Origin of the sequence: Marinomonas sp. TW1 (assembly GCF_001625355.1) — a bacterium.
Taxonomy (GTDB): domain Bacteria; phylum Pseudomonadota; class Gammaproteobacteria; order Pseudomonadales; family Marinomonadaceae; genus Marinomonas.
Window position 1 is genome coordinate 1 of the sequence record NZ_JSEE01000024.1, and the last position, 21,821, is coordinate 21,821.

At 42.4% G+C, this 21,821-nt stretch carries 19 protein-coding genes and 1 rRNA gene; 11 read left to right on the plus strand and 9 right to left on the minus strand.

The window, feature by feature from the left end; all coding sequences use genetic code 11:
* Nucleotides 1-75, plus strand: a 5S ribosomal RNA gene (gene rrf, locus OA79_RS18640); the annotation flags it as partial.
* Between the two features lie 952 nt (nt 76-1,027).
* Here the strand turns inward: rrf and OA79_RS17265 are convergent.
* Nucleotides 1,028-1,879 (minus strand): hypothetical protein, encoded by an 852-nt coding sequence (locus tag OA79_RS17265; RefSeq protein ID WP_063334462.1) that lies wholly within the window; start codon nt 1,877-1,879, stop codon nt 1,028-1,030.
* A 625-nt stretch (nt 1,880-2,504) separates the two neighbouring features.
* On the opposite strand from OA79_RS17265, the gene OA79_RS17270 reads away from it, so the two are divergent.
* Nucleotides 2,505-3,071 carry a hypothetical protein gene (locus OA79_RS17270; protein ID WP_063334463.1) on the plus strand — a complete coding sequence of 189 codons (567 nt, stop codon included), beginning with the start codon at nt 2,505-2,507 and terminating at the stop codon, nt 3,069-3,071.
* A 325-nt stretch (nt 3,072-3,396) separates the two neighbouring features.
* Here the strand turns inward: OA79_RS17270 and OA79_RS17275 are convergent, their stop codons facing one another.
* Nucleotides 3,397-4,698 carry an NtaA/DmoA family FMN-dependent monooxygenase gene (locus tag OA79_RS17275; RefSeq protein WP_063334464.1) on the minus strand — a complete coding sequence of 434 codons (1,302 nt, stop codon included), beginning with the start codon at nt 4,696-4,698 and terminating at the stop codon, nt 3,397-3,399.
* A gap of 54 nt (nt 4,699-4,752) precedes the next feature.
* On the minus strand, nt 4,753-6,840 hold the full coding sequence (locus OA79_RS17280) for a TonB-dependent siderophore receptor (protein WP_063334465.1): 2,088 nt from the start codon (nt 6,838-6,840) through the stop codon (nt 4,753-4,755).
* A gap of 146 nt (nt 6,841-6,986) precedes the next feature.
* On the opposite strand from OA79_RS17280, the gene OA79_RS17285 reads away from it, so the two are divergent.
* From OA79_RS17285 to OA79_RS17310, 6 genes are read left to right on the plus strand one after another with little or no spacing between them, the layout of a single operon-like run.
* Nucleotides 6,987-7,871 (plus strand): helix-turn-helix domain-containing protein, encoded by an 885-nt coding sequence (locus OA79_RS17285; protein WP_197465408.1) that lies wholly within the window; start codon nt 6,987-6,989, stop codon nt 7,869-7,871.
* Nucleotides 7,872-7,895: 24 nt separating this feature from the next.
* The gene (locus OA79_RS17290; RefSeq protein ID WP_063334467.1) at nt 7,896-8,801 is read left to right on the plus strand and encodes an ABC transporter substrate-binding protein; all 906 of its coding nucleotides are present in this window, start codon (nt 7,896-7,898) and stop codon (nt 8,799-8,801) included.
* Nucleotides 8,802-8,827: 26 nt separating this feature from the next.
* Entirely contained in the window at nt 8,828-9,646 is an 819-nt protein-coding gene (locus OA79_RS17295) for a siderophore-interacting protein (RefSeq protein ID WP_082825523.1), read from the plus strand.
* Between the two features lie 21 nt (nt 9,647-9,667).
* Nucleotides 9,668-10,630, plus strand: a complete 963-nt coding sequence (locus tag OA79_RS17300) for an iron chelate uptake ABC transporter family permease subunit (protein WP_063334469.1) — start codon at nt 9,668-9,670, stop codon at nt 10,628-10,630.
* The gene (locus OA79_RS17305; RefSeq protein WP_082825524.1) at nt 10,620-11,579 is read left to right on the plus strand and encodes an iron chelate uptake ABC transporter family permease subunit; all 960 of its coding nucleotides are present in this window, start codon (nt 10,620-10,622) and stop codon (nt 11,577-11,579) included. Before OA79_RS17300 ends, OA79_RS17305 begins: the two co-directional genes overlap by 11 nt.
* Nucleotides 11,576-12,331: an iron ABC transporter ATP-binding protein gene (locus OA79_RS17310; protein WP_063334471.1), complete on the plus strand. Its 756-nt coding sequence runs from the start codon at nt 11,576-11,578 to the stop codon at nt 12,329-12,331. Before OA79_RS17305 ends, OA79_RS17310 begins: the two co-directional genes overlap by 4 nt.
* Before the next feature lie 10 nt (nt 12,332-12,341).
* On the opposite strand, the gene OA79_RS17315 is transcribed toward OA79_RS17310, so the two are convergent.
* From OA79_RS17315 to OA79_RS17330, 4 genes are all read right to left on the minus strand, one after another.
* On the minus strand, nt 12,342-14,489 hold the full coding sequence (locus tag OA79_RS17315; protein WP_063334472.1) for a GumC family protein: 2,148 nt from the start codon (nt 14,487-14,489) through the stop codon (nt 12,342-12,344).
* A gap of 1 nt (nt 14,490) precedes the next feature.
* Complete coding sequence (locus OA79_RS17320) at nt 14,491-15,000, minus strand: polysaccharide biosynthesis/export family protein (RefSeq protein ID WP_063334473.1); 510 nt, start codon at nt 14,998-15,000, stop codon at nt 14,491-14,493.
* Entirely contained in the window at nt 14,997-16,157 is a 1,161-nt protein-coding gene (locus OA79_RS17325) for a hypothetical protein (RefSeq protein WP_063334474.1), read from the minus strand. The genes OA79_RS17320 and OA79_RS17325 overlap by 4 nt, the downstream gene beginning before the upstream one ends.
* 356 nt (nt 16,158-16,513) lie before the next feature.
* Nucleotides 16,514-17,212 (minus strand): pirin family protein, encoded by a 699-nt coding sequence (locus OA79_RS17330; protein ID WP_063334475.1) that lies wholly within the window; start codon nt 17,210-17,212, stop codon nt 16,514-16,516.
* Between the two features lie 128 nt (nt 17,213-17,340).
* Here OA79_RS17330 and OA79_RS17335 point away from each other — a divergent pair, with 128 nt between their 5' ends.
* Both OA79_RS17335 and OA79_RS17340 read left to right on the plus strand, forming a co-directional pair.
* Nucleotides 17,341-18,258, plus strand: a complete 918-nt coding sequence (locus OA79_RS17335) for a LysR substrate-binding domain-containing protein (RefSeq protein ID WP_063334476.1) — start codon at nt 17,341-17,343, stop codon at nt 18,256-18,258.
* 23 nt (nt 18,259-18,281) lie between these two features.
* On the plus strand, nt 18,282-19,226 hold the full coding sequence (locus OA79_RS17340; RefSeq protein WP_063334477.1) for an AEC family transporter: 945 nt from the start codon (nt 18,282-18,284) through the stop codon (nt 19,224-19,226).
* Between the two features lie 99 nt (nt 19,227-19,325).
* Here the strand turns inward: OA79_RS17340 and galU are convergent, their stop codons facing one another.
* Nucleotides 19,326-20,162 carry a UTP--glucose-1-phosphate uridylyltransferase GalU gene (gene galU / locus OA79_RS17345; protein WP_063334478.1) on the minus strand — a complete coding sequence of 279 codons (837 nt, stop codon included), beginning with the start codon at nt 20,160-20,162 and terminating at the stop codon, nt 19,326-19,328.
* 74 nt (nt 20,163-20,236) lie between these two features.
* Nucleotides 20,237-21,118 (minus strand): ArgP/LysG family DNA-binding transcriptional regulator, encoded by an 882-nt coding sequence (locus OA79_RS17350; protein WP_063334479.1) that lies wholly within the window; start codon nt 21,116-21,118, stop codon nt 20,237-20,239.
* A gap of 88 nt (nt 21,119-21,206) precedes the next feature.
* Here OA79_RS17350 and OA79_RS17355 point away from each other — a divergent pair, with 88 nt between their 5' ends.
* Entirely contained in the window at nt 21,207-21,812 is a 606-nt protein-coding gene (locus OA79_RS17355; protein WP_063334480.1) for a LysE/ArgO family amino acid transporter, read from the plus strand.
* Nucleotides 21,813-21,821: the final 9 nt, after the last annotated feature.

Consider the following 21,821-nt stretch of genomic DNA (forward strand, 5'->3'; position numbering starts at 1 on the left):
CGAACTCAGCAGTGAAAAGCGCCATCGCCGATGGTAGTGTGGGGGATCCCATGTGAGAGTAGGTCGTCGTCAAGCTTTAAATTAAGAAGCCCTGATAGGTTATCCTGTCAGGGCTTTTTTACGTCTGAAATAAGTGAGACAAATCACAAATCGGGGTCTAACCCTCCTACGAGAAGTCGTTTCTTATGCTTTTATTTACTTGTGCCTGTCTCGCTAGCTCGACGCGTCAGCAGCTCTCTAAAAAGATACGGCAAAACAAGAGCCTCTCGTATCAAGTGTGCAGGGTCAGACCTCCTTAAAAGTTCCACTGCGCTCAACCAACCACACCACTTGATGTTTAAGCCTTGCGACGTTGTGTTTTGTCACCAAACCAAGTCTCTTGTTCCTTCCCCTTATGTCTTCAAGGGGAAGGTGAGGATGGGGTTAGTCCAGCAACCTCAATTCAATCACATTAACTGCAAGACTCGGTTATTTTGTTAGCCTAGCCCGTTTTGTTCTTTTACCCAATCAATTACGGTACTAGTCACATGCATAAGTCAGATGGGCTCAAGCTATCCGATATGATGTTTTGTCGACAAACCAAGTCTCTTTGTTCCTTCCCCTTATGTTTTCAAGGGGAAGGTTAGGATGGGGTTAGTCCAGCAACCTCTATCCAATCGTATTAACTGCAAGACTCGGTTATTTTGTTAGACTAGCCCGTTTTGTCCTTTTACCTGACCAAATACTGTACTAGTATCAGACGGATAGAAAATTCGTTACCGAAATAACGTGCAATGTGAACATTACAAACACGCACACTTTTTTTGATTACTCGATTTTTCAGGGATGATAAAAAACTTGATGAATTTCAATGTGTTATATGGTTTCGAAAAATATCCCATCAGCGTAAACGCGCATGCGCACTATTAAAAATGTTCTGTTCCAGAACGTCCCGGAAATGATAAATTTTTCGGGACTGTTTGGATGAAACGTAAATAGCTCAACTGGGGCTGGATTTATTCGGTTGAGCATGCTTTTTGCGCCCCTCTTATTGATATAAAAAGGGAGTGTTTACCCCGTCGTCCACTAAAACTGGAATTGGTGGCACATTCCATACTGTAGGCATGTTTGTTGATGACAGATGCTGACCTGCAGCAGTACCTGGGTATACTGCTCCGCCAATACCACTAACCACGAATGAGAGGGCTAAGGTGGAGATATTTTGATACCTATATACCGCGGCTTCGTGAGGTAGTGTTAGACGCATGCATTCTATAGGACCGACCATTACCGCTCCTGGTGGAAGTGGTACCACAGCACCGGGTCCACCTACCACAACTAGTGCAGGGGGTACTGCACTAGTTGTGATGCCTCCCGCTGTTATCGCTGGGCCGTGGTACCAAAATGAACCAGCTAAAAAATCAGCGTCAACATTGATTCCTATTGCAGAGTTTACCCCTCCATCGCCCGCGCGAAGGTTGTCGGGGCAACTATTTAAAATCGAGAGTAAATTACCAGCGCTTTGTGTGAAATTTGCACGCTCAGCAGCGATAGCCATGCCTACCGCTGCTGGGGCGTTAAATAGAGCAACAAGATTGTTTCGAGCTGCTGCCATCGCAACCGTTTCAGGATTAGGCGCAGGGGTAACAAACAAAGCTGAACATAAACCGTGAAGTCTATTGATGTGCCCAGCCATGGCTATATTGCCTCGATTCGCGAGTATATCGTTTAAAATATTGCAAAGATCATTTTGAATTGCTTCAAATGAAATAATGTGACAGCGATGTTGATTTGCTCCTAGGATAATGGCCTGTGCGGCGGGACGCCAGGCTGGGCGAATTGGATCAATTTGAAATTGTGAAGCACCGTTAAGTGGGTTTGCGTGGCAGCCTATAGACATCTGAACCTCCTAAAAAATATGAGTAGCAAGTGTATACAATTGCTTATTACCGGAACTCGGGGGAATGTTGGTAAAATTCGGAGGGGGTATGGAAAATGGATCAGTGTTATTTAGTAATTAAGTTTGCTGGAAAGCGATATGCAAGTATCACAGACGGTTAGTTATTTCCTCCTTAAAAATCGTTCTGTTAGAAGTGTTCATTTCCAAGAGAAATAGCATTGAAACATAACAAAGCGCTTAAACGGAACTAAAACAGTGGGTTGTGTTTCGCTTCGTTCCACATTTAACCTACAATTTTAGTCCGCTTAGCGCGGCGTTGAACTAAGCCGCTTGGAGGAGCGACAGAAAAGAGTAAGCACTAAAAAACTCATCAGGTCATAAGGACTGAGGTAATCGCTTGCCTTGCTTGTTAAATCGCGTTACAAAAGAGCAAACGGCGATCAAAGACGATCTGAAGCGGCATAGTCCAAGCAGGCTTTGGTATTCAGCGAGTTATTTAACAGGGAAGTCCCACCATGAAGAAAGCAAATCCCCTATATAGATAACGCAGCCGTTCAACAACGGGTTATAGCCGCAGCTACGCTGCTGTATAACCCTTAATTGTTATGGCACAAAGGGAAGTACAGTGAATGAGTTAAAATTTTCGCCTGATATCAATGGAATTGAACAAATAGATTTCAGACCGTACATGCTAGAGAATGCTTATGATTACTATAAAATTTGTACTTCTTCCCCTCATCAAAGAATGGGAATTCAAGCGGTGGTGTGTGCTTTAAGTATTGAAATTATACTTAAAAGTTTCCACACGTCGGTAAAAAGCAATAAAGGTCAACTTAATGAAACTTATGAGTTTGAAAAGAGAAAGGTTTTGCCTAAAGGTGCAAATGCACATGACCTAATGGTTTTGTATGAAGCATTACCTGAAAAAATCCAGCATTATCTCTTTAATTCATTAGACCTTAAAACACTATCTACAAATAAAGATCTCTTCACGCAAAGCCGATATTCTTATGAGCAGAATGCTAACAGGTCTCACAATGATAGGGTTATAAAGCTAGCCGCTAGCCTAATTTGTAAGATGGTTTATTTATATCGAAATTTTGGTTGTGAAGATCCTTTTATAAAACTCTTTGATATAGAAGCTTTGTATTTTTGTGAGGTACAGTCATATGTATTGTGCAAGGTGCCATAACTAAGTCGTAAACACGGGCAAAAAACAGTTGGCTTTGTTCTTGCTTCACAAATTTTAGCCGTTTACAACGGCGTTGAGGCTGTAGAATTACTCTTCTTTAAGAAAAACAGTCTGTTTAATGGGGTCGAAATTCATTACCTAATGCCTTAAAACCTCTTAGAATTGATCTCAGGAGCTCGTTTTTTAGCTGAACTTAGCTGTTCGAGTAATTCTACAGCCTCGTTATTCCTCACCAGTAACATCCATCATCGCTATATTCAAAGCCAGACGGAAATCTAAATCACTTTCTCCATCTGGCTTCAAATCTTTAAAAATCGCTCAAAATTCACCCCAGCAAATGTTCCGCTAAGGTGTTTCCTTGGTACTCTTCACGAAACCAGCCTTGTTCTACTAAGGCGGGAATGACTTTTTCAAAGAATAATTGTGCCGATTGTATGTGTCCACCGGGTATGGCGATGAAGCCATCTGCAGCACCGGCTGATACGCGTTCGATAATGCTGTCTACTGCGTCTTGTGCTGTTCCGATGACTAACCAGTGGGACGAGCCACAGACTTCTGGACGCTGCAGGAAGCTATACACACTAGGCCTTTCTCGGATGATGTATTGACGCATGAGGTTGCTGTGGGTTCGGCTGCGTACCGGTCTATCGAATTCTGTGAGGTCGGCTTCTGTCAAAATGTCACCGTTGTTATAGTGTCTCAAGTCGAGGCCAATGGCTTCTTCAATGTAGGCATAGCGCTTTTCAAGGTCTGAGTCTGCATGGGTTTCTTGGTAGACTTGTGCTGCTGCTTCGCGAGTTTCTGCAAGGTATAAGCTTAACCCAGGTAATACTTTGAGTGCGTTGGGGTCTCGACCCTGTTTGGCCGCTCTTTGTATTAAGTCATTTCTCAGTTCTATGCCGGCTTCTAGATCGGGCGTCGCCGCAAAGACAGCGTTGGCGACTGAGGCGGCAAAGGCACGTCCTTCATTAGAGGCGCCAGCTTGAAACAAGGGGATGTCACCAAATGGGGTGGTTGGTGTGCTAAGTGGCCCAGTAATGTTGAAGTATTCGCCAGTGTGTTGAATCGGGTGTATTTGTTCAACGTCAGCAAACTGTGGCGTCTCTTTGTCTAGTTTCAGGCTGCTGTTTGGGTAGCTTTGCCAGAGTTTCTGAACCACCTCTAGATGTTCTTGTGCTTTTTGATAACGTTGCTTTGATGGTAATAGTTGGTTTTCACCAAAGTTTTGCTGTCCGTCAATGGCGGTGACTAGGTTCCAGCCAGCACGTCCTTGACTCAGCCAATGTAAGGATTGCAGTTGTCTGGCAACCACATAAGGCGGTAAAAAGGTGGTAGAAGCGGTGGCAACCAAACCTATGTGCTGTGTTTGGCTGGCGATAGCAGACAGGAGGATAAAGGGGTCTAGGTTGCTAAAGCCTGGTTCTGTGTTGAGAGGCTCTGTTTTGAGAAAGAGGGTGTCTGGACGGAAGACAAAGTCCAGTTTTGCGTGTTCGGCTTGGCGAGCAAGATCAAGATAAGGTTGGAGGTTGAATAGTTGTTCGACTTGGCTGTCGTCGCGCCGCCAGCCGTTACCACTTAACCAGCCCATAACCAGTGCTAGGCCAATATGTAGGTTTGTTTGACTCATAATGTCTACTATCGACCTCATACTGCCTTATGAGGTCGACTCCTTGGTAAAGTGTTAGAATTGGTAACGAAGAGTGGCTTTTACTGAGCGTTCAGCGCCTGGAATATTAAATTGCCCAGCGTCGCCAACCCGTGCGTAGTATCGTTCATTGAACAGATTATCAATGTTAATTTGGGCGTTTAACTGAGGCGTAAATTGATAAGATGCCATGGCATTCACCACTTCATAGGCGCTGGCGTCTGCGCCAGAATCATTTTCAATTTTGCTTAAGGTATTCAAACCTAAACCAAGGTTGAGTTTGTCATTGACTTGGTAGTTGCCCCATAGGTTGAACATGTGTTCAGGCATGTAGCTGATCAGTACATCGTAAGAGCTTTCTTCGATGATGTCGGTATCAATGTAGCTGTAACCGGCAATGATCTTAAATTCAGGCGTTACTTGGCCAATCACTTCGACTTCGGCGCCTTGCATGCGTCGCTTGCCAGTGGCAATGAATTCACGAGAGGCGTTGACTCCCCAAGCGTTTTTGTCATCGATTTGGTATAGGCTGAAACGAGCCTGAAGAGCATCGTTAAGGTAGCTTGCTTTGATGCCTGCTTCTATTTGTTTTCCTTCGCGAGGGTCGAGGACATCGCCATTGCCGTCAACGTATTCTTGAGGGACATACAGTTCAGAGGCACTGGCGTATAGGCTGTGGGCATCGTCTAGGTCATAGACAACGCCACCGTACCAGATGGCTTTGTTGTCACTACGAGTCGTGACGGAGTCCGTCAGCTTATTGGTATTGGTCATGTCCCATTGGCTTGCACGGGCGCCAAGGATAACAGCCAAAGCGCTGATTGGACGCAATGTTAATTTGCCGTATAACCCTGTTTCTTCTCGTTCTACATTGCTGTAACCGCTGGCACCATTGGTTGCCAGAATATCGTAGTAGGCGATGCTGCTTAGGTCGGCAACTGAATAGCTGGTGCCAGCACGGGATTTGTATTCTTTTCTATCATCTTCAAAGTTTTTGTAATCAGCGCCCACGACAAATTCGGAGATATTTCCTAACCACTTGAATGGCTGGCTGTAGCTGGCGTCCGCCACTAAGGCTTTTTGTTCCACATCGCCAGCATACGGCAACATGGTAATGGTATCGCTTGAACTAATGGCTGATCCTGCATACATGTAGTTCCAGTCACTGGCGTTTTCACGGTAACGCATACCGACTTTGCCATAGCCGCCATTATCAAAGTAATGGGTTAAATCAGCGAAGAAATCATCACTTTCCATGCTGAAGCTGTTCCAGCTCGGGGCATAATAGTCGTGATTTGGTAGGCTTAATAAATGGCCGTCTGCATCCAGTGGTAAGCCATTGTTTGGTGTGACATCGCGGGCTTGATGAAGATAGCCCAATCCTAAAGTGGTGTCGTCGTTTAAGTCGATATCGACGGCCGCATAAACGGTTTCGTGATGCTCTGCTTTGTCAGTTTCTTCAGGCGTTTCACCAAAGCCGTTGATGACTAAGCGACCACGGATGCTGCCGTCTTCGTTAAGAGGTGAGCCAATATCTAGACCCGCTCCATACTCTTCGTTGGAACCAAGGCTGGCTTCTGCCGTGCCTTGAAATTCATCCGTACCGCGCTTTCTAACCAGATTAATAATGCCGCCCATTTCGCCACTGGCATCAAACAACCCTGAAGGACCTCGCATAATTTCAATGCGGTCAAACGCCGCTAGGTTTGGCATGGTACCGAGTCGACTTTCCATTTGTGCGGGTAGGCCGTCAACGTTGTATTCAGAATATTTATAGCCTCGTGCAATAACAGAAGAGCGGCCTCGCTCGTTCGGAAGCATACGTAGACCAGGAGTGTTGATGGCGATTTCTTCTAGGGTGTCCGCATTTTGATCTTCAATACTTTGGTCGGTCACCACGCTGATGGATTGAGGAATATCACGCAACGTGGCCGGCGTTTTACTGCCTACAGTGGCGCCATCGACAGTATAGGAATCGGATTCCTCGGAGGCCTCCTCTTGGTAAAGTTGATTGCCTTCCACTGTCAGCGTGGAAAGACGTACTTGGTTTTCAGCCCAACTGGGCGAGCTGAATAGCAGACAGGAGAAAAGCGTGCTAAAGGCAAACTTAGGGTATTTTGACATTGGAAATCCTTGTATAATTTTTTCTCATTGCTAATGAGAAGGGTTATCGTTTACATTTATTATATGACAACCGACTTTTTGCCTTGTGTTGAATACTTGCCAATCTATTCGGAAAACATGCCAACGTCTTCAGAGAGGGAATGAGAGTGCTCTATACTGCGCCACAGCATGATAATGATTCTTATGATGATCAGACCATTCGTGATTATTACTCGGGACAATATCGATTTGATTCGTTAAAAAGTGGTGTTGCTATTCACGGAGGACGCAACACTTATCTGCGGAGCATCGATGATACCGCACAGATAAAACCACAAATTTCTTTTATTTTTTTGATAAAAGGCGACTTACAGTTTTCATTGGGTAAGCAAGATTATTGTTTTACCGCAGGTGAGCAGGGCCGTTGCATTATGCTGAGCCTGAATGACTCGATTCGTTTTCGCCGCGTGACTTTTGCGGGTCAGTCTCATGAAAAAGTGGTATTGCGCGGCATGGAGCGCTGGTTTGCTGATACGAATGCGTCTCTTACCTTATCTAAGGCTGTCTATCGTCAAGCGGTTAGAGATTGGCCGTTAACCGCTAACATGCGTCAAGGTTGTGAGGCGTGGTTGGCGGATGCAAACGACAAAGACCCTCTTCATAAAGATATGCTTGGCATGAAGTTGTTAAACATAAGTTGGCAGCACTTTATTCAGTTAGAGTTGGGGCAGGTGTCGGAATTGGAATTGCGCTTACAAACCTTACTGGAGCAAGGGGTGTTTGATGTACAGCAGATGGCGGATGCTTTGCACATGAGTACAAGGACTTTACAGCGAAGAGCGGTCGAACAGTTAGGTAAACCATTAGGGGCTTGGGTGACGGAACATCGGCTGATGCGTGCCAAACAGCTTATGGTAGAAGAGAAGAAATCCATTGCGGAAGCGGCTTGGCTGGTTGGTTATCAGCACTCATCAAGTTTTATTCATGCGTTTCGTCGAGCTTATGGCATAACGCCAAAAATATTTATTGAAGGTTATCAAACACACGAATAATTTATGGGTGATATAGGTTTCTTTATGTTGAGAAAACACGCACTACTAAGTCTGGTTCTTATATTGCTTAGTGCTCTAATTCGTGTCCAAGCCGCTGACCTGAGTGCTTTTCCTAATACGGGAAATTTACCTTCTCATCCGCAACGTATTATTGCTTTTCCCGCAGGGGTGGTAGACAGCTTGGATGCACTTGGCGTCAAGTTGCTGGGCATGCCGGATGGTATTCATCTTAATTATATCAAGCAAACACAGGCTAAAACGGTTGGAACTCTGTTTAATGCAGACCTTGAAGCGATTCATAAATTGCAGCCCGATATGGTGATGGTTGGAACACGTTCCGCGAAGCAATTCACATCGGTCGCTGAGGTTGCTCCGACCATTGATTTGTCATTGCCACGAGGTAATACCTTTCAATCTGCTTTGTCACGTTTTGATGTGCTGGCCAAATTGGTCGACAAAACGGCTCAGGCGCAACCCATAAAACAAGAGTTACTTACCTTGAGGGATGACGTTAAGGCTCTGGTTAATCCAGATGAGCGCATTATGGTGGTGATGGTCATTGGTCGTTCATTGAACATGTTGACTGAAAAAACACGCATTGATTGGTTTCATTCAGAGTTGGGTATGACCTTAGTGGAGGATGACAGTAAACAGTTAGGGGAGTTAGCGCCCATTTCTTTTGAATACATCTTGGCGCAAAACCCGGATTGGTTAATCGTGATGGATCGCGATGATGCGGTTGGCAAGCCGTCTTCAAATGCTCAGCAGCAAATGAATAACCCTCTAGTCAACGCCACTATGGCTGCTAAAAGAGGGAAAATTGTGTATTTAGATGGTGTCGGAACCTTGAATGCCGTTGGTGGTGTACAAGGTTTAAAAAGCACACTGCAGCAGCTAGAGCGTGCTTTTAGCGCCTCTGCTCGTTTTTAAATTGGTTGATGAATGAGTGATGGAAGATGTTAAAAAATACTAGGATTGAAATTCCTCTTAAACCACGTTCCGCTAGGGTTGTAAGGATAATGGATCTCTCGCCAACGTTAAGACGCGTTAGACTACAAGGGCCTGAATTAGAGGGCTTTGGCTTCCATCCTTTGGCTCCTGAAGCGCATGTAAAACTGTTTTTTCCACCTACACCAGATGATTTACGCATGCCTGAGGTGTTGGAAAATGGTTCGGCCGATTGGCAGGGCGCGTCAGAAGGGCGTTTTTCCCCTTTTCGTGATTACACTATCCGAGCTTTTGATGAGCAGCAATTAACCTTGGATATTGATTTTGTCTTACACGATGAGGGGGTAGGTGGGCCTTGGGCTAAGCAGGCAAAAATCGGTGATATATTAGGTATCTTTGGCCCTAGATCGGTTAAGTTGCCGCCGACCAATGCCTCAAACTATGTCTTTTTTGTGGATGAAACCAGCTTGCCAGCCTTCGCAAGATGGTTAGAGATTTTACCAAATGAGGCGCGTATTGATGCGTGGATAGAAGTGGCCAGTGTGGACAGTGAAATTCCTCTCTCTCATGGTGATAATACAAACCTGAATTGGTTATATCGAGATTCAGAAGATGATCAGCTTTATGGTGCGCTGCTGTATCACGCATTAGAAACTTTGCCGATTCTTTCTCTAGGGGACGCCACTTGGTTATGGGCCGCAACGGAAGCTCATGTTATTGCGAAAATGAAACGACGCTTGATCACCTTGAACTCCCTTATTAGTCCTGCTCATATTGATTTAGTCGCTTATTGGAAGACGGCTTCATTAGGCGAACAGAAAGTTTGATACGGTTATCTTTGGAACAGTATGAAGCCATTTAGTTATGGGCTGTTGGCATCGGTCTTTTTATTGATCCTTGGTGCTTTTAGTTTATTCGTTGGCGCTTATTCCATCTCGATAATGGACATTTGGCGACAGCCGGAAGTCTCTAATGTCATGATATCGAGTCGAATACCAAGAACCCTAGCGGTGTTAATTGTAGGCAGCATTTTAGGCATCGTCGGCTGCTTGTCGCAATCGGCGATGAATAATGTGTTTGCTGAACCCACTACCTTAGGCACACCGCAAGGCATCGCGCTAGGATTATTGCTCTGTAGTGTCCTGTTTCCCGAAATAGGGTTGCTGGGAAAAATGCTACTTGGTGCCGGTATGGGCTTATTTAGCTTATTGGTATTTTTCGCATTATTGCAGAAGCTGACTTTATCGGATCCACTGCAACTGCCTTTAATCGGTTTGGTTTACAGTGCCATTCTGGGGGCAGGTGTGACCTTTTTAGCCTTTGAGTTTGATCGCATGCAGATGCTAACCGTGTGGTTGAATGGTGATTTCGCGACCATAATTCAGGGGCGCTATGAACTACTGTGGGGGGCTCTGATTATTGGCGTGATGGCTTATTGGATGGCAAATCAGTTCAGTATGTTAGGTATGGGGGAAGATCTGGCCAGAACGTTAGGAGTGCCTTATCGTGCGTTAGTTTTTATTGCTTTGGCTATGATTGCGTTGGCTACCTCATTGGTGGTTGCAACCGTGGGCATGATCAGCTTTTTAGGACTCGTTATCCCTAATATTGTGAGGCAATACTGTGGTGATAATTTGAAACAGAGCTTGCCATGGTGTGCATGGATGGGCGCTAGTTCATTACTGCTTTGTGATGTCATTGGTCGTTTACTGACTCATCCATTAGAAGTGCCCGCTAACTTGGTGTTTGCTGTATTCGCTGGGACGGTTTTTTTAGTGATGTTATGGCGAGGCGATCGACGTGCACTCTAATCGATTTCAGGAACGTGTGTTACAAGGCATCTTTAGTGTTTGGCTATTGTCTTCTTTCTTGTTTATTACTTTGGGGTTAACTCCTGAGGATCATTTCTTTCTAATGCTGCGTTTTGAGAAATGGCTGGCACTGAATGCCGTTGGTGTGGCTGTGGCGGTATCCACTTATGTTTTTCAAACCTTGACGCATAGTCGCATTTTGACACCATCGATTATGGGGTTGGATGCCATTTACTTATTGATTAGTCTGGTTCTTATCTCGGCGTTCGGCACGGTACAGTACTTAGCCATTGATGCGATGCATTTGTTTTTGGTTAATAACGTGGTGATGATTGGCTTTGCTCTGTTTATTTTTGGCGGTTTGATTCTGCGTTTCCATCAAGATATGAATCGATTGTTGTTGATTGGCATTGTGCTTGGTTTGCTGGTGCAAGCGGCGAATGAGTTTCTCGGTCGCATGATTTCACCTGAAGACTTTGTCGTTTTTCAAGGCGCGGCTTTTGCTCGATTCGATCAGCTTGACCGACAGGTGCTTTGGGTGGCTTTGGTGTTATTAGCTGGTTGTTTGTGTTTGCTTTGGCGCTTTCATTCCGTATTGGATATCTTCCGTTTGGGACGTAGCCATGTGATCAATTTGGGCATTGCCTATGTACCTATGACCTGCTTATTTTTAATGTTAGTCGCGGTGTTGGTCAGTATCTCAACCGCCCTGGTCGGGCCGATTTTATTTTTTGGCTTGTTGGTTGTCGCCCTGGTTCAACAGTGTTTTCCTGCTGGTCACTCAGGTTATCACTTATTAATGGTGGCGATGGTGGGAGCGTTGATTTTGGTTGCGGGTCAGACTTTCTTTGAGCATGTCTTAGCCATGAAGGCCACATTAAGTGTGGTGATTGAAGTCATTGGTGGAAGTGTATTTTTTATGCTGTTAGTAAAGCGAGGTCGACAATGATTCAGATCCAGAATGTGGGGTTTAAGCGAGCAGACAAGACCATATTAGAAGCGACTCAGCTTTCATTAGAAGCCAGGCAAAGCATCGCCTTGATTGGTCCAAATGGCGCAGGTAAATCGACCTTGTTATCCCTTATGGCACGTTTATTACCCTTGCAAACGGGTCAGATTCTTTTCGATCATCTCGATATTTCGACCACACCAAGTCAGGTTATGGCTAAGAAGGTGGGCATCTTAGAGCAACACAGCCATTTTATGAGCCGACTGACGGTACAGGATTTATTACTCTACGCGAGGTATCCATATCACAGAGGACGGCCGAAATCAGACGATTATGACGTCGTTGAGAAAATGCTGGCGTATTTTGAACTATCAAAATTACGCGCTACTTTTTTAGATGAATTGTCAGGTGGGCAACGTCAGATGGCATTGGTGGCCATGGTGTTTTGCCAAGGAACAGACTACATCCTACTGGATGAGCCGTTAAACAATTTGGATATGTATCATGCTCGACATTTGATGACGACATTGCGCCGTGCCATTGTTGATTGGAACAAAACCATCGTTATTGTGTTGCATGATATTAATTATGCCAGCTTGTATGCAGATCATATCGTTGCGCTAAAACAAGGGGCAATATTATTTCAAGGCGCCCCAAGCGAGGTGCTAACGTCTGATAATGTTCAGGCGCTTTATGGTGTGGAGGTGGACATCATTGAACACCAAGGTAAACGGCTGAGTTTGCATTTTTAAAAAATAGACTCTAGGCCTTTTTTTCTTGAATGTATTTATTATAGTTTTTAGTTTTAGATGAAAAGTTTATCTTAGTTAAGATGGTTCCCAATATATCGACTTTGAGCATGTCAAATTGATTAATTGTATCTATTAATTCTTTCTTCCTAGTATGACCAGACTTTACAATGATAATTACCCCATCGGACAGCTTTGATACACTTTCAGCATCAGAAAAGATTTGAGCTGGAGGTGTTTCGATGATGATTCTGTCATAATATTTTTTTAGATGATCTAAGGACAGCTTCATCATTGGTGATGAAAGTAAATAGTTTGGCTTTTCTAAAAAGGTACCAACACCTAAAACATCAAATCCCTCTTTATAGTTCTGGGTTATGGCTTGAGAAAATTTGCTTTTTTTCATGATGATGTCAGATAGCCCTGGCTTATTTTTAGGGATATTTAAAATATTTGTAATAGATTGTCTTCTGAAATCAATATCAATAAGTAATGTCTTTTCAACTTCAGATAATGCTTTGGCAAGGTGTAAAGCGGTTGTTGATTTTCCTTCTTTTGCATTTGACGATGCAATAGAGATAACTTTTTTGTCTTTGTAGATCGACCTAAGTTGAGTTCGTAGTCGATAAAGAGACTCTAAATAAATTTTATCAGTAGAAAAACGAAAGGAATTGGGCGTGTTGAGTGAGGATGGCGTCTTTGGTAATGAGGTTAATACAGGAAGTTGACTTGTGTTTTCTAAAGATGATTTGTTGTAAATTTTTTGGTCTAATAGTCCAAAAAATAGACTAATGAATAAACTGAAAATCACCCCTGCAAAGAGGATTAAAATAGATTTAATGTATCGGTTGTTGTTCTTTTTAACGTCTATTAGCAAAGCGTAATCAAGCACTCTAGCGACTTCATTTTTAATTTTACTAATACTTTGACTTTCTTGAAATCGCTTCAAAGTCATATTGTAGAGGTTTCGATAGCTTTCTACTTCTCTTAGCTTATCAAGATAAATATCTTCTGAATGACTGAGTTCTTTTAATTCTATTTTTATTTCATTTAATGATGATTTTAATGATTTCAATTTTTTCTTTTCGACTTCAAATATAGATTTTTTGATGTTTAATTGGTTTTCTATCTGATTGATTAGTTTTTCCTTTTCATTTTCTAGATTTTCATTGAGAATTTTATAATTAGGGTGTTTTGGACCATATTTAAAACTTGCTTCAAGTAGTTTTGCTTCAGAAGATGATATTAACCCTTTAGTTCTTTCAATTTCATTTGTTGTATCAATCAATGGGGAGTCTAAAATAATATTAGGGTCTTGTGTTGCTTTGATTTTTTCAAAATATATTTCATCTATATCTAATTTTTCTTTTAGTTTCTTAATGTCATGAGATAAGGTATTAAGTTCATCTTCTTTTAACCCCATCATTATTTTTATGTCTGGTGACTCATCGTCTCCTGATAATTTTTTAAGTTCACTCTCTGATCTTAATATATCATTCTTTATATTTCTTAATTCGCTAGATAGCCAACTTAAAGTTTTTTCTTCACGTAGATCAACTTCTCTATCCTTATATTGGATATAACTGTTTGCAATCGTGTTTGCGATGTTTTTTGATAGTTCTGCATTATAAGAAGTGATTGATATGGTAATAAAACCTCCCGCTTCTGAATAGGAGATAGCAAGCATGTCTTGGAGTTTTTTAGTTGTAAGTATTTCAATATGACTTTCCTCAAATGCATCTTTACTAAGAGGATTCTTAATTTTTGATAAAGTTGAATGGACAATGGAAAGTGCCGGTATAATGTATTCTGGTATGTGGTTTTTTGATCTTTTTTCAAGAATCTCTTCATTTAATTTTAAGATATCCACAACATTAGACAGTAGTTTTCTAGATTTTATGAGTTCGAGTTCAGAGCCGAAACTGTTGGAACGTCCTGATCCAAAAGAAAGCTCATCAAGAATTGAACCGCCCTTTTTTTTGTTTAGATTGACTTGAATATTAACGGAGGAGGTGTATGTCTCAGGTGTCTCATAATATACGTATGAGGAAATAAGTGATGTAATAATGATAAGGATGATGAAAATCCATTTCTTGTTATTTATGATTGAGAATATTTCAGTTAAATCGATCTCATCATTGCTTTTATCTTGCTCTCTCATACTAAAAAAAACTTCTCTCAATAATTAATATATCACCAGGGTATATGTAGCTTTCGCCTGTAACCTTTGCTTTTTTACCACTGGTTTTTTTTATGTACCAGTCAGAGCTAGAGGCTCTATCAGTTAAACCTCCTGCTAGTGCAATGCTCATCGAAACAGTGATATTAGGCTGATAGGGAAAACCGCCCGGTTTTTTTACTTGACCATTTATATAAAATGGTCTGTATTCAATAATGGAAACATGAACTTCAGGGTTTATGAAGTATCCATCTTTTAGCTTGTTAGTAATTAAGTTAGATATCTCTTTGGTTGTTTTTTTTGATACATCAACATCGCCGATAAAAGGGAATTTTACCGTTTCAGAAGTATCTATTTTAGTTGTTATACTTACCTCTTTATCATCGTAAAGATGTATTTTAATGATGTCGCCCGCTCTAATGATATATTCGTCTTTAGCGGTTATTTGACTACTTAATAACAAAATGATTGTGATGATGGATGTTTTAATCATAGGTTTCTCTCAAAACTATAACCAAAGGAAAGAGACAGCGACCAGTCTTTTCTTGACGTGAATTCTTTTCTTTCATAAGCGGCAGAAAAAAGATAGTTTCTGTATTTATTTTTAATTTTTAGCTGAGTTTTCTTTTCTTTTTCAACAATGTTTTCAATGGTGCTTGTTATTGAGTTTTTTTGTGCGGACAGAGATATTGTATGGTTTGAGCTTCTGATGTGTTTCCACTCAATTGAGTAGCCACTCTCTTTGTTTTGTGTCTGATTTAACTTCGTGGTTGGTTTTTGTGTACTGGACGTTTTAAAAATAAACTGGCTGTGAGGAAGCGGTGACCATCTGAGGACACCATTCCAATAATTCGTTTTTAGATTAGAACGGCTTAGATCTAAACTTTTATTTTCCTCACCATAAGAAATTGATAGATCGGAAATAAACGAAATTGGCCAGGTTAGCCCTAACGCTGATATGGAAATGTTAGTATTTTTTGATTGGTCAATAGCATCAGGATACTCTTGTCTTATTTTTCCGTACTGATAAAAGATTTTTTTATCTTCTAGCCATTGATAACCTAACTTAAAAGAGCGTGATTCTTCTTGTAGATTTGCATTAAGCGCTAATATGTCATCTGATCCATATTGTTTTTTATTAAAGGCATTTTCAGCTGAAAAATATAAGCTTTTTTGACCAGGCTGGGAAAATACGTACCTTGCATGAACACCACGATCATCAAATGAACTAAGAGTGTCGTCAATATTTTCGGGTTCAGAAGTGAGTCCGGTTCCGCGTTGCTCATCCTCTTGTTTTATATAGCCATTAAGAAAAAAGCTATTAGAAGGAGTAGGTGACCAAAAAGAATGTATCTTTAGTGCTTGGCTTTGGGCTTCGTCTGTTGCTATTTCTGGTGAATATAGACTGTATCCATATGAACCTTGAACGCCATATGTACGGCCTAAAATACTACTTTGGATGTTAAAACTAGGTTGATAATAAAGAGTTGATTGCTGGTAGGAATAAGCTCGATGGCCTGCTTGTAAATTCGCCTCAATACCTGAGTTTCCCATAGAATAGCCTAAATCTTCTGCAGAAACGGAAGAAGGGGAAAGGACCATTTTCGAAACTAGACCAACTAACGTAATGCGTCCCAGCTGTAACATCATGGTGTATTTCCCTACCTGGAGTTTGCGACATGATCATAAATAAATAAGAAACAAAAAATTACAAAAAGATACAATCTAATATATTTTCTTTTTGTTGATAATGCAAACTTTTAGTAAGTTTGAGTGATTTATAGAATTGCTTGCTATTTTGAAGTGAATTTTTTGATTTTTAAATCAATGGTTTAAATGGCAGTTTTGAAGTGACTAAGGTTTCTATAAATGATAGTTGTTCATAATTTTAAGATACTTTAGTACTAATTTAGCGTTTTCTGTGGAAGTGAAAAATTGAATGGCGATATGTGTTTTGTCGTTGGTAACGGCCTTTTACACAAGGCCATTACCAATTATGGCTTAATTTATATGAGATCAAACAGCAATGCTTTGCAGCGCGATTGGCTTAATTTTGTGAAGTTTATTGCTTCGAGACTTTGAATTTTCGCACCATCCCCTGCTGTCATTGTAGTGTCATCGTTTAAGCTCAGTTCTCCTTCAATTAAGTGAATATAGTAGCGGCGTTTGAGATCAACTTGCCAAGTTAATTGTGTTTGCTCTGATAGGATGAGTTGATGTAAGCGCATGTCTTGTTTGATGGCTAAGGTACCATTTTGACCATCCGGTGTGATGATATCTGTTAAACCTTCCTCTTCACCAAAGGCTTTTTGTTGGTAACCAGGTTCGCCACCTAAATGATTAGGTTGAATCCAAATCTGCAAGAATTTCAATGTTTCATTTTTTGAGGCATTGAATTCGCTGTGATAGATCCCTTTACCTGCCGACATTAGTTGGTATTCACCTGCTGGCAAGGTTTCGACATTGCCTGTGCTGTCTTTGTGGGCAATGGTGCCTTGCAATACCAGACTAAGGATTTCCATGTCTTTGTGGCCATGAGTTTCAAATCCAGCACTTGGACTGACGGTATCATCGTTGATGACTCTAAGGTGAGAAAATCCCATATGTTGAGGGTCAAAATAGCTACCAAATGAAAAGCTATGGTAGCTGTTGAGCCAGCCAAAGTTAGCATGGCCGCGATCATTTGCTGAGCGTAACTGAATCATAATCTGTCTCCTAAGTATGCTGTAGAGAAGCCTCTACGAGAATGCGATCAGTTTAGAAGAGGCTAAAAAGAAAGAAAATCGGAAGCTTTTGAGCTAGTATTTCAAAAAAATTGAACAAAAGGTGAAGCATGGCTCATGCGGTTACATTAGAAGCATTGCGAGTGATTGACGCGATTCATCAGCTTGGCAGTTTCTCTGCCGCCGCCGATGCTTTGTTTAAAGTACCATCGGCTCTAACTTATACGGTGAAAAAGTTAGAAGATGATCTTGGGGTTTCTTTGTTTGATCGCTCGCGCCAAAGAGCGGTACTGACGACGGCGGGTCACATGGTGTTGGAGCAAGGACGAAGCATTTTAGACGCGGCGACGCGGTTAGAAGATTCTATTAAGCAACTTGAATCTGGTTGGGAGCCAAAGCTTAGAATCGCTCGGGATACGGCGATATTGTCCGCACCTCTTATGAGTGTATTGGGCCGTTTTCTCGATCAAAATCGACCTGTCGAGTTGAGTCTATCTGAAGAAGCGGTAGGCGGGGCTTGGGACGCTCTGCAGGATGGCAGGGCGGATTTGGTAATAGGAGCAACCGGAGAATTACCAAAGGGACAAGTACAGATTCGTCCGTTAGGTGAATTAGAGTTTGTGTTCGCTGTGTCGCCGACGCACCCATTAGCCTTGCTGGATGGTAGGATCACCGCACAGCATTTGCGCCAATATCCGGCCATTGTTGTGGCAGACAGTTCAAAAATTTTGCCCGCTCGCAGTAGTGGCTTGTTTGAAGCGCGGCAAGTGGTGCGTGTGGATTCGATGCAAAGCAAGATTGAGGCGCAATGTTTGGGGTTAGGTGTGGGTTATTTACCTAGACACAGAATCCAAGAAGAACTCAATAATGGTCGTTTAGTGGTTCGTCAGTGCGAATTACCAAGACCGAATCAAATGGCGTATTTAGCGTGGCGCAATGAGCAGCCAGGGCGTGGCCTTGCTTGGTTTGTTGAGCAGTTAATGCTGCAAGATTGGCAGTTAGTTCCCAGTATATCGGTTGAATCCTAATCTAATAATATTAAGGGGTATGTGTGTTTTCCATTTCGCTTTCAATTCTACCTGTTTTTGCTTTGCTGATGGCGGGTGCTTTGTGCCAACGTTTACGTTTTCCTGCTGATGGTTTTTGGGGCAGTGTTGATAAATTAACCTACTGGGTTTTGTTCCCTGCCTTACTGTTTAATAAAACTTCTCAAATCGATTTTTCTAATGACATGCTGCCTAAATACACCATCATTCTTCTGTTGGCATTGGCAATCTCGGCCGTGTTTGTGTTTATTTGCACTGGTTTGGCAAAAACACCCGCCCCCATTGCTTCATCCATGTTGCAGGCTGGAATACGCTTTAATACGTTTATTGTGTTGGCGTTAGCCGCCAGCGTATATGGCGACGATGGGCTGGCCTTAGCGGTTTTAGGAGCCTCCGTTTTGATACCTTCCATTAATGTGTTTCTAGTGGTGTCCATGATGCTAATGCATGGGCCTAGATCGAGTAGTGGGCGAGTAAATTCCTTGCCTCGTTTATTGAGCGGAGCGCTTATTCGTAACCCTTTAATTGTGGCGATTGTGGTTGGCAGCAGTTTGAATCTATTGGGGTGGACGCCGATGGTATTTATTTCTGATGTGGTTTCTATGCTTTCTCAAGCGGCTTTACCCATGGTGTTATTGGCGGTTGGGGCCAGTGTTCGTTTAGAGGCGATACGCTCAGTAGGCATGACATTTGTGTTGTCTTCTATTGCTCGCTTTCTCATCTTTCCTCTAAGTATTCTAGGGGCTTGCTGGTGGTTTAATTTAACGGGATTGCCTGCTTTGGTCGCGGTTTTGTTCGGTTTTGTGCCAACAGCAACCTCGGCTTATGCGTTGGCTCGGCAATTAGGTGGGGATGCAGAAAGAATGGCGGCTTATATTACGATGCAAACTATCTTGTCGATAATCAGTTTGCCAATTTGTATTTGGTTAAGTCAGCTTTATTTCAGTTAGATAAGAATAAAGAACAACATATTATTGGCAGGGAGTGGTAGTAAATAAAAAAGCCAGCGCACCTTTTTAGGGCGAGCTGGCGTTTGAAAATGGTTTATCTTAAGACTCAGTAGGGTCTTTATAGATATTTTGATAGCAGAAGTTGGTTGCCTCAACGAAACCATCGACGCTACCACAGTCAAAACGTTTGCCTTTGAACTTATACGCTAAAACACAGCCTTCTTTTGCCTGTTGCATAATGGCGTCTGTAATTTGCACTTCACCGTTACGACCTGGTGGCGTGTTGCGAATTTTATCAAAGATATCGGGCGTAAGAATGTAGCGGCCAATAATAGCAAGGTTAGATGGCGCGTCTTCTTTCGCTGGTTTTTCAACCATGTCCGTCACTCGGAAAAGCCCTTCCATCATGGATTCGCCTTTAATTACGCCGTATTTGTGCACTTCGTCTTCAGGTACTTCTTCAATCGCGACAATAGTGCAACGGAATTGGTTGTAGAGTTTGACCATTTGCGCCATGACACCGTCGTCTTCACCGAAGCAAAGGTCGTCTGCTAAGACAACGCCGAAGGCTTCGTCACCGATTAAAGGTTCACCAGTCAAAATGGCATGACCTAGGCCTAACATGTTGTTTTGACGAGTAAAAGAGAAGTTAACATTGTCGATAAGGTGACGAATGCCTTCAAGGTATTTTTCTTTGCTAGAGCCTGAGATTTGGTGTTCCAACTCATAACTGATATCAAAGTGATCAGCAATGGCTCGTTTGCCTCGACCGGTAACAAAAGTCACATTGTTAAGGCCTGCTGCTGTTGCTTCTTCCACACCGTATTGCACTAGAGGTTTGTTAACAATAGGGAGCATTTCTTTGGGCATGGACTTGGTGGCTGGCAAAAAACGGGTGCCGTAGCCTGCAACAGGGAATAGACATTTGCGTATCATAGTTTTTCCTTAAAATGGCTGTGTAAAGTGGCTGTCCAAACGTGGGCATAGCCAGCCTGTTTCTCTAATGGCCTTTAGTATAGGACATCTTGTGTGACAGTTTTTATCACCTTAGTTAAGCGATCCAATATTGGGGCGTTAAGTTTGTACCAATGCCAATAAAGTGGCAAGGCGATTTTGTCACTTGGAAACAGGGAAATCAGCTGCCCGTTTTCTAACTGTTGTTTAACTTGGACACTAGGGACTAAAGCACAGACTGTGCCACCCATGACAAGTTCGACAAAACCGTGGGAAGACGGGTACCAATGACTGTTGTTGACATCGGCTTTTATCTTTAGACACTCTGTTTGATAACGTTCCCATAATTCGTCATTTTCGTTATAGACTAGAGAAGGAGAGTTCGCGACGGAGTGGACACTGATGTCACCCTTAAGATAGTGATCAATAAAAGATTGGGTCGCGACCAGTTCGTAACTCATATATCCCAAAAAGCACACATCACCACCCGCGACAGGCGTACCAATTTGACTTAAACAAGCCACCACTTGGCCACTCTGTAGCATGCTGCGAGTTTGTAATTGGTCAGCCGCTTTGATGTGTAGTTTGGTGGTACTGATGTTAGCAAATTCTTGCATCACCTGAATAAACCAGGTGGCAAGCACGTCATTGTTAGTCGCAATATTGAGTGGTTGGTGACTGACTTCTCCTTGAATGCTTTCCTGTAAGACCTCTTCCAGCAGACTCACCTTGTTTATATGAGCAAGAAGCTTTTCTCCTAAAGGGGTTGCCATCACCGGTCTGGCGCGAATCAGTAACGGACGACCGTATTCCAACTCTAGGCGTTTAATGTTTTGCGATACCGCTGACTGGGTAATGTGAAGTGCCGTTGCCGCCTTGTCAAAGCTCTGAAATTTAACCACCGCTTGTAAGCTGACGAGTGCTTTATAATCGAACATAAGTTTTACTAATGTAGTTTTAATTTAATTAATTTTAATTTATAGCTCTCTTTGCATAAGATCAAGCCAATTATTAGGAGGTGAGCTTATGTTGGCTTTAATGAGTGGTGCAATCACATGCGGTGGTTTGATTATTGCGGTGGGGGCGCAGAACAGTTTTCTATTAGAGCAAGCGCTAAAACGTCATTATGCGTTTCCCTTGGCATTATTATTTATTGTCAGTGATGCGATTTCCATGATGTTAGGAGCATTTGGACTTGGGTTGTTGTTACAAACGCATGATTGGTTATTGACGATCTCTCGTTGGGGCGGTGTTGCATTTTTGGCTTGGTTTGCTTACGGGAAATGGCGAGCGTCTTTTTTGGAAGAGCATTTAATTTTGGAACTGTATACTAAAAAACTCGCTCTTTGGCCTCTGTTAATGATGGCCTTAGCCGTAACTTGGTTAAACCCACATTTTTATTTAGATACCATGATTTTAATTGGCAGTTTGGCCAACCAGTGGCAAGCCGAAAAATGGCAGTTTGTCATTGGCGGGATATTGGCATCCATTGTATGGTTTTTATCTTTGGCGTTGGTTGGACGTTTATGTGCCGCCCTGCTGGAGAAAGCGAGCTTTTGGCGTTGGTTTAATCGCATCAATGCGTTGTTGATCTGGTTTATTGCTTTTCAAATTGCCACCCAGCCTCTCTAAGGAGGGTGG

What these genes read in the sequence shown, in the direction of transcription:
- OA79_RS17265 (WP_063334462.1), bottom strand. Translation starts at nt 1,879, where the DNA reads ATGTCTATAGGCTGCCACGCAAACCCACTTAACGGTGCTTCACAATTT.
- OA79_RS17275 (WP_063334464.1), bottom strand. Translation starts at nt 4,698, where the DNA reads ATGAGTCAAACAAACCTACATATTGGCCTAGCACTGGTTATGGGCTGG.
- OA79_RS17280 (WP_063334465.1), bottom strand. Translation starts at nt 6,840, where the DNA reads ATGTCAAAATACCCTAAGTTTGCCTTTAGCACGCTTTTCTCCTGTCTG.
- OA79_RS17290 (WP_063334467.1), top strand. Translation starts at nt 7,896, where the DNA reads ATGTTGAGAAAACACGCACTACTAAGTCTGGTTCTTATATTGCTTAGT.
- OA79_RS17295 (WP_082825523.1), top strand. Translation starts at nt 8,828, where the DNA reads ATGTTAAAAAATACTAGGATTGAAATTCCTCTTAAACCACGTTCCGCT.
- OA79_RS17300 (WP_063334469.1), top strand. Translation starts at nt 9,668, where the DNA reads ATGAAGCCATTTAGTTATGGGCTGTTGGCATCGGTCTTTTTATTGATC.
- OA79_RS17310 (WP_063334471.1), top strand. Translation starts at nt 11,576, where the DNA reads ATGATTCAGATCCAGAATGTGGGGTTTAAGCGAGCAGACAAGACCATA.
- OA79_RS17315 (WP_063334472.1), bottom strand. Translation starts at nt 14,489, where the DNA reads ATGAGAGAGCAAGATAAAAGCAATGATGAGATCGATTTAACTGAAATA.
- OA79_RS17320 (WP_063334473.1), bottom strand. Translation starts at nt 15,000, where the DNA reads ATGATTAAAACATCCATCATCACAATCATTTTGTTATTAAGTAGTCAA.
- OA79_RS17325 (WP_063334474.1), bottom strand. Translation starts at nt 16,157, where the DNA reads ATGATGTTACAGCTGGGACGCATTACGTTAGTTGGTCTAGTTTCGAAA.
- OA79_RS17330 (WP_063334475.1), bottom strand. Translation starts at nt 17,212, where the DNA reads ATGATTCAGTTACGCTCAGCAAATGATCGCGGCCATGCTAACTTTGGC.
- OA79_RS17335 (WP_063334476.1), top strand. Translation starts at nt 17,341, where the DNA reads ATGGCTCATGCGGTTACATTAGAAGCATTGCGAGTGATTGACGCGATT.
- galU (WP_063334478.1), bottom strand. Translation starts at nt 20,162, where the DNA reads ATGATACGCAAATGTCTATTCCCTGTTGCAGGCTACGGCACCCGTTTT.
- OA79_RS17350 (WP_063334479.1), bottom strand. Translation starts at nt 21,118, where the DNA reads ATGTTCGATTATAAAGCACTCGTCAGCTTACAAGCGGTGGTTAAATTT.
- OA79_RS17355 (WP_063334480.1), top strand. Translation starts at nt 21,207, where the DNA reads ATGTTGGCTTTAATGAGTGGTGCAATCACATGCGGTGGTTTGATTATT.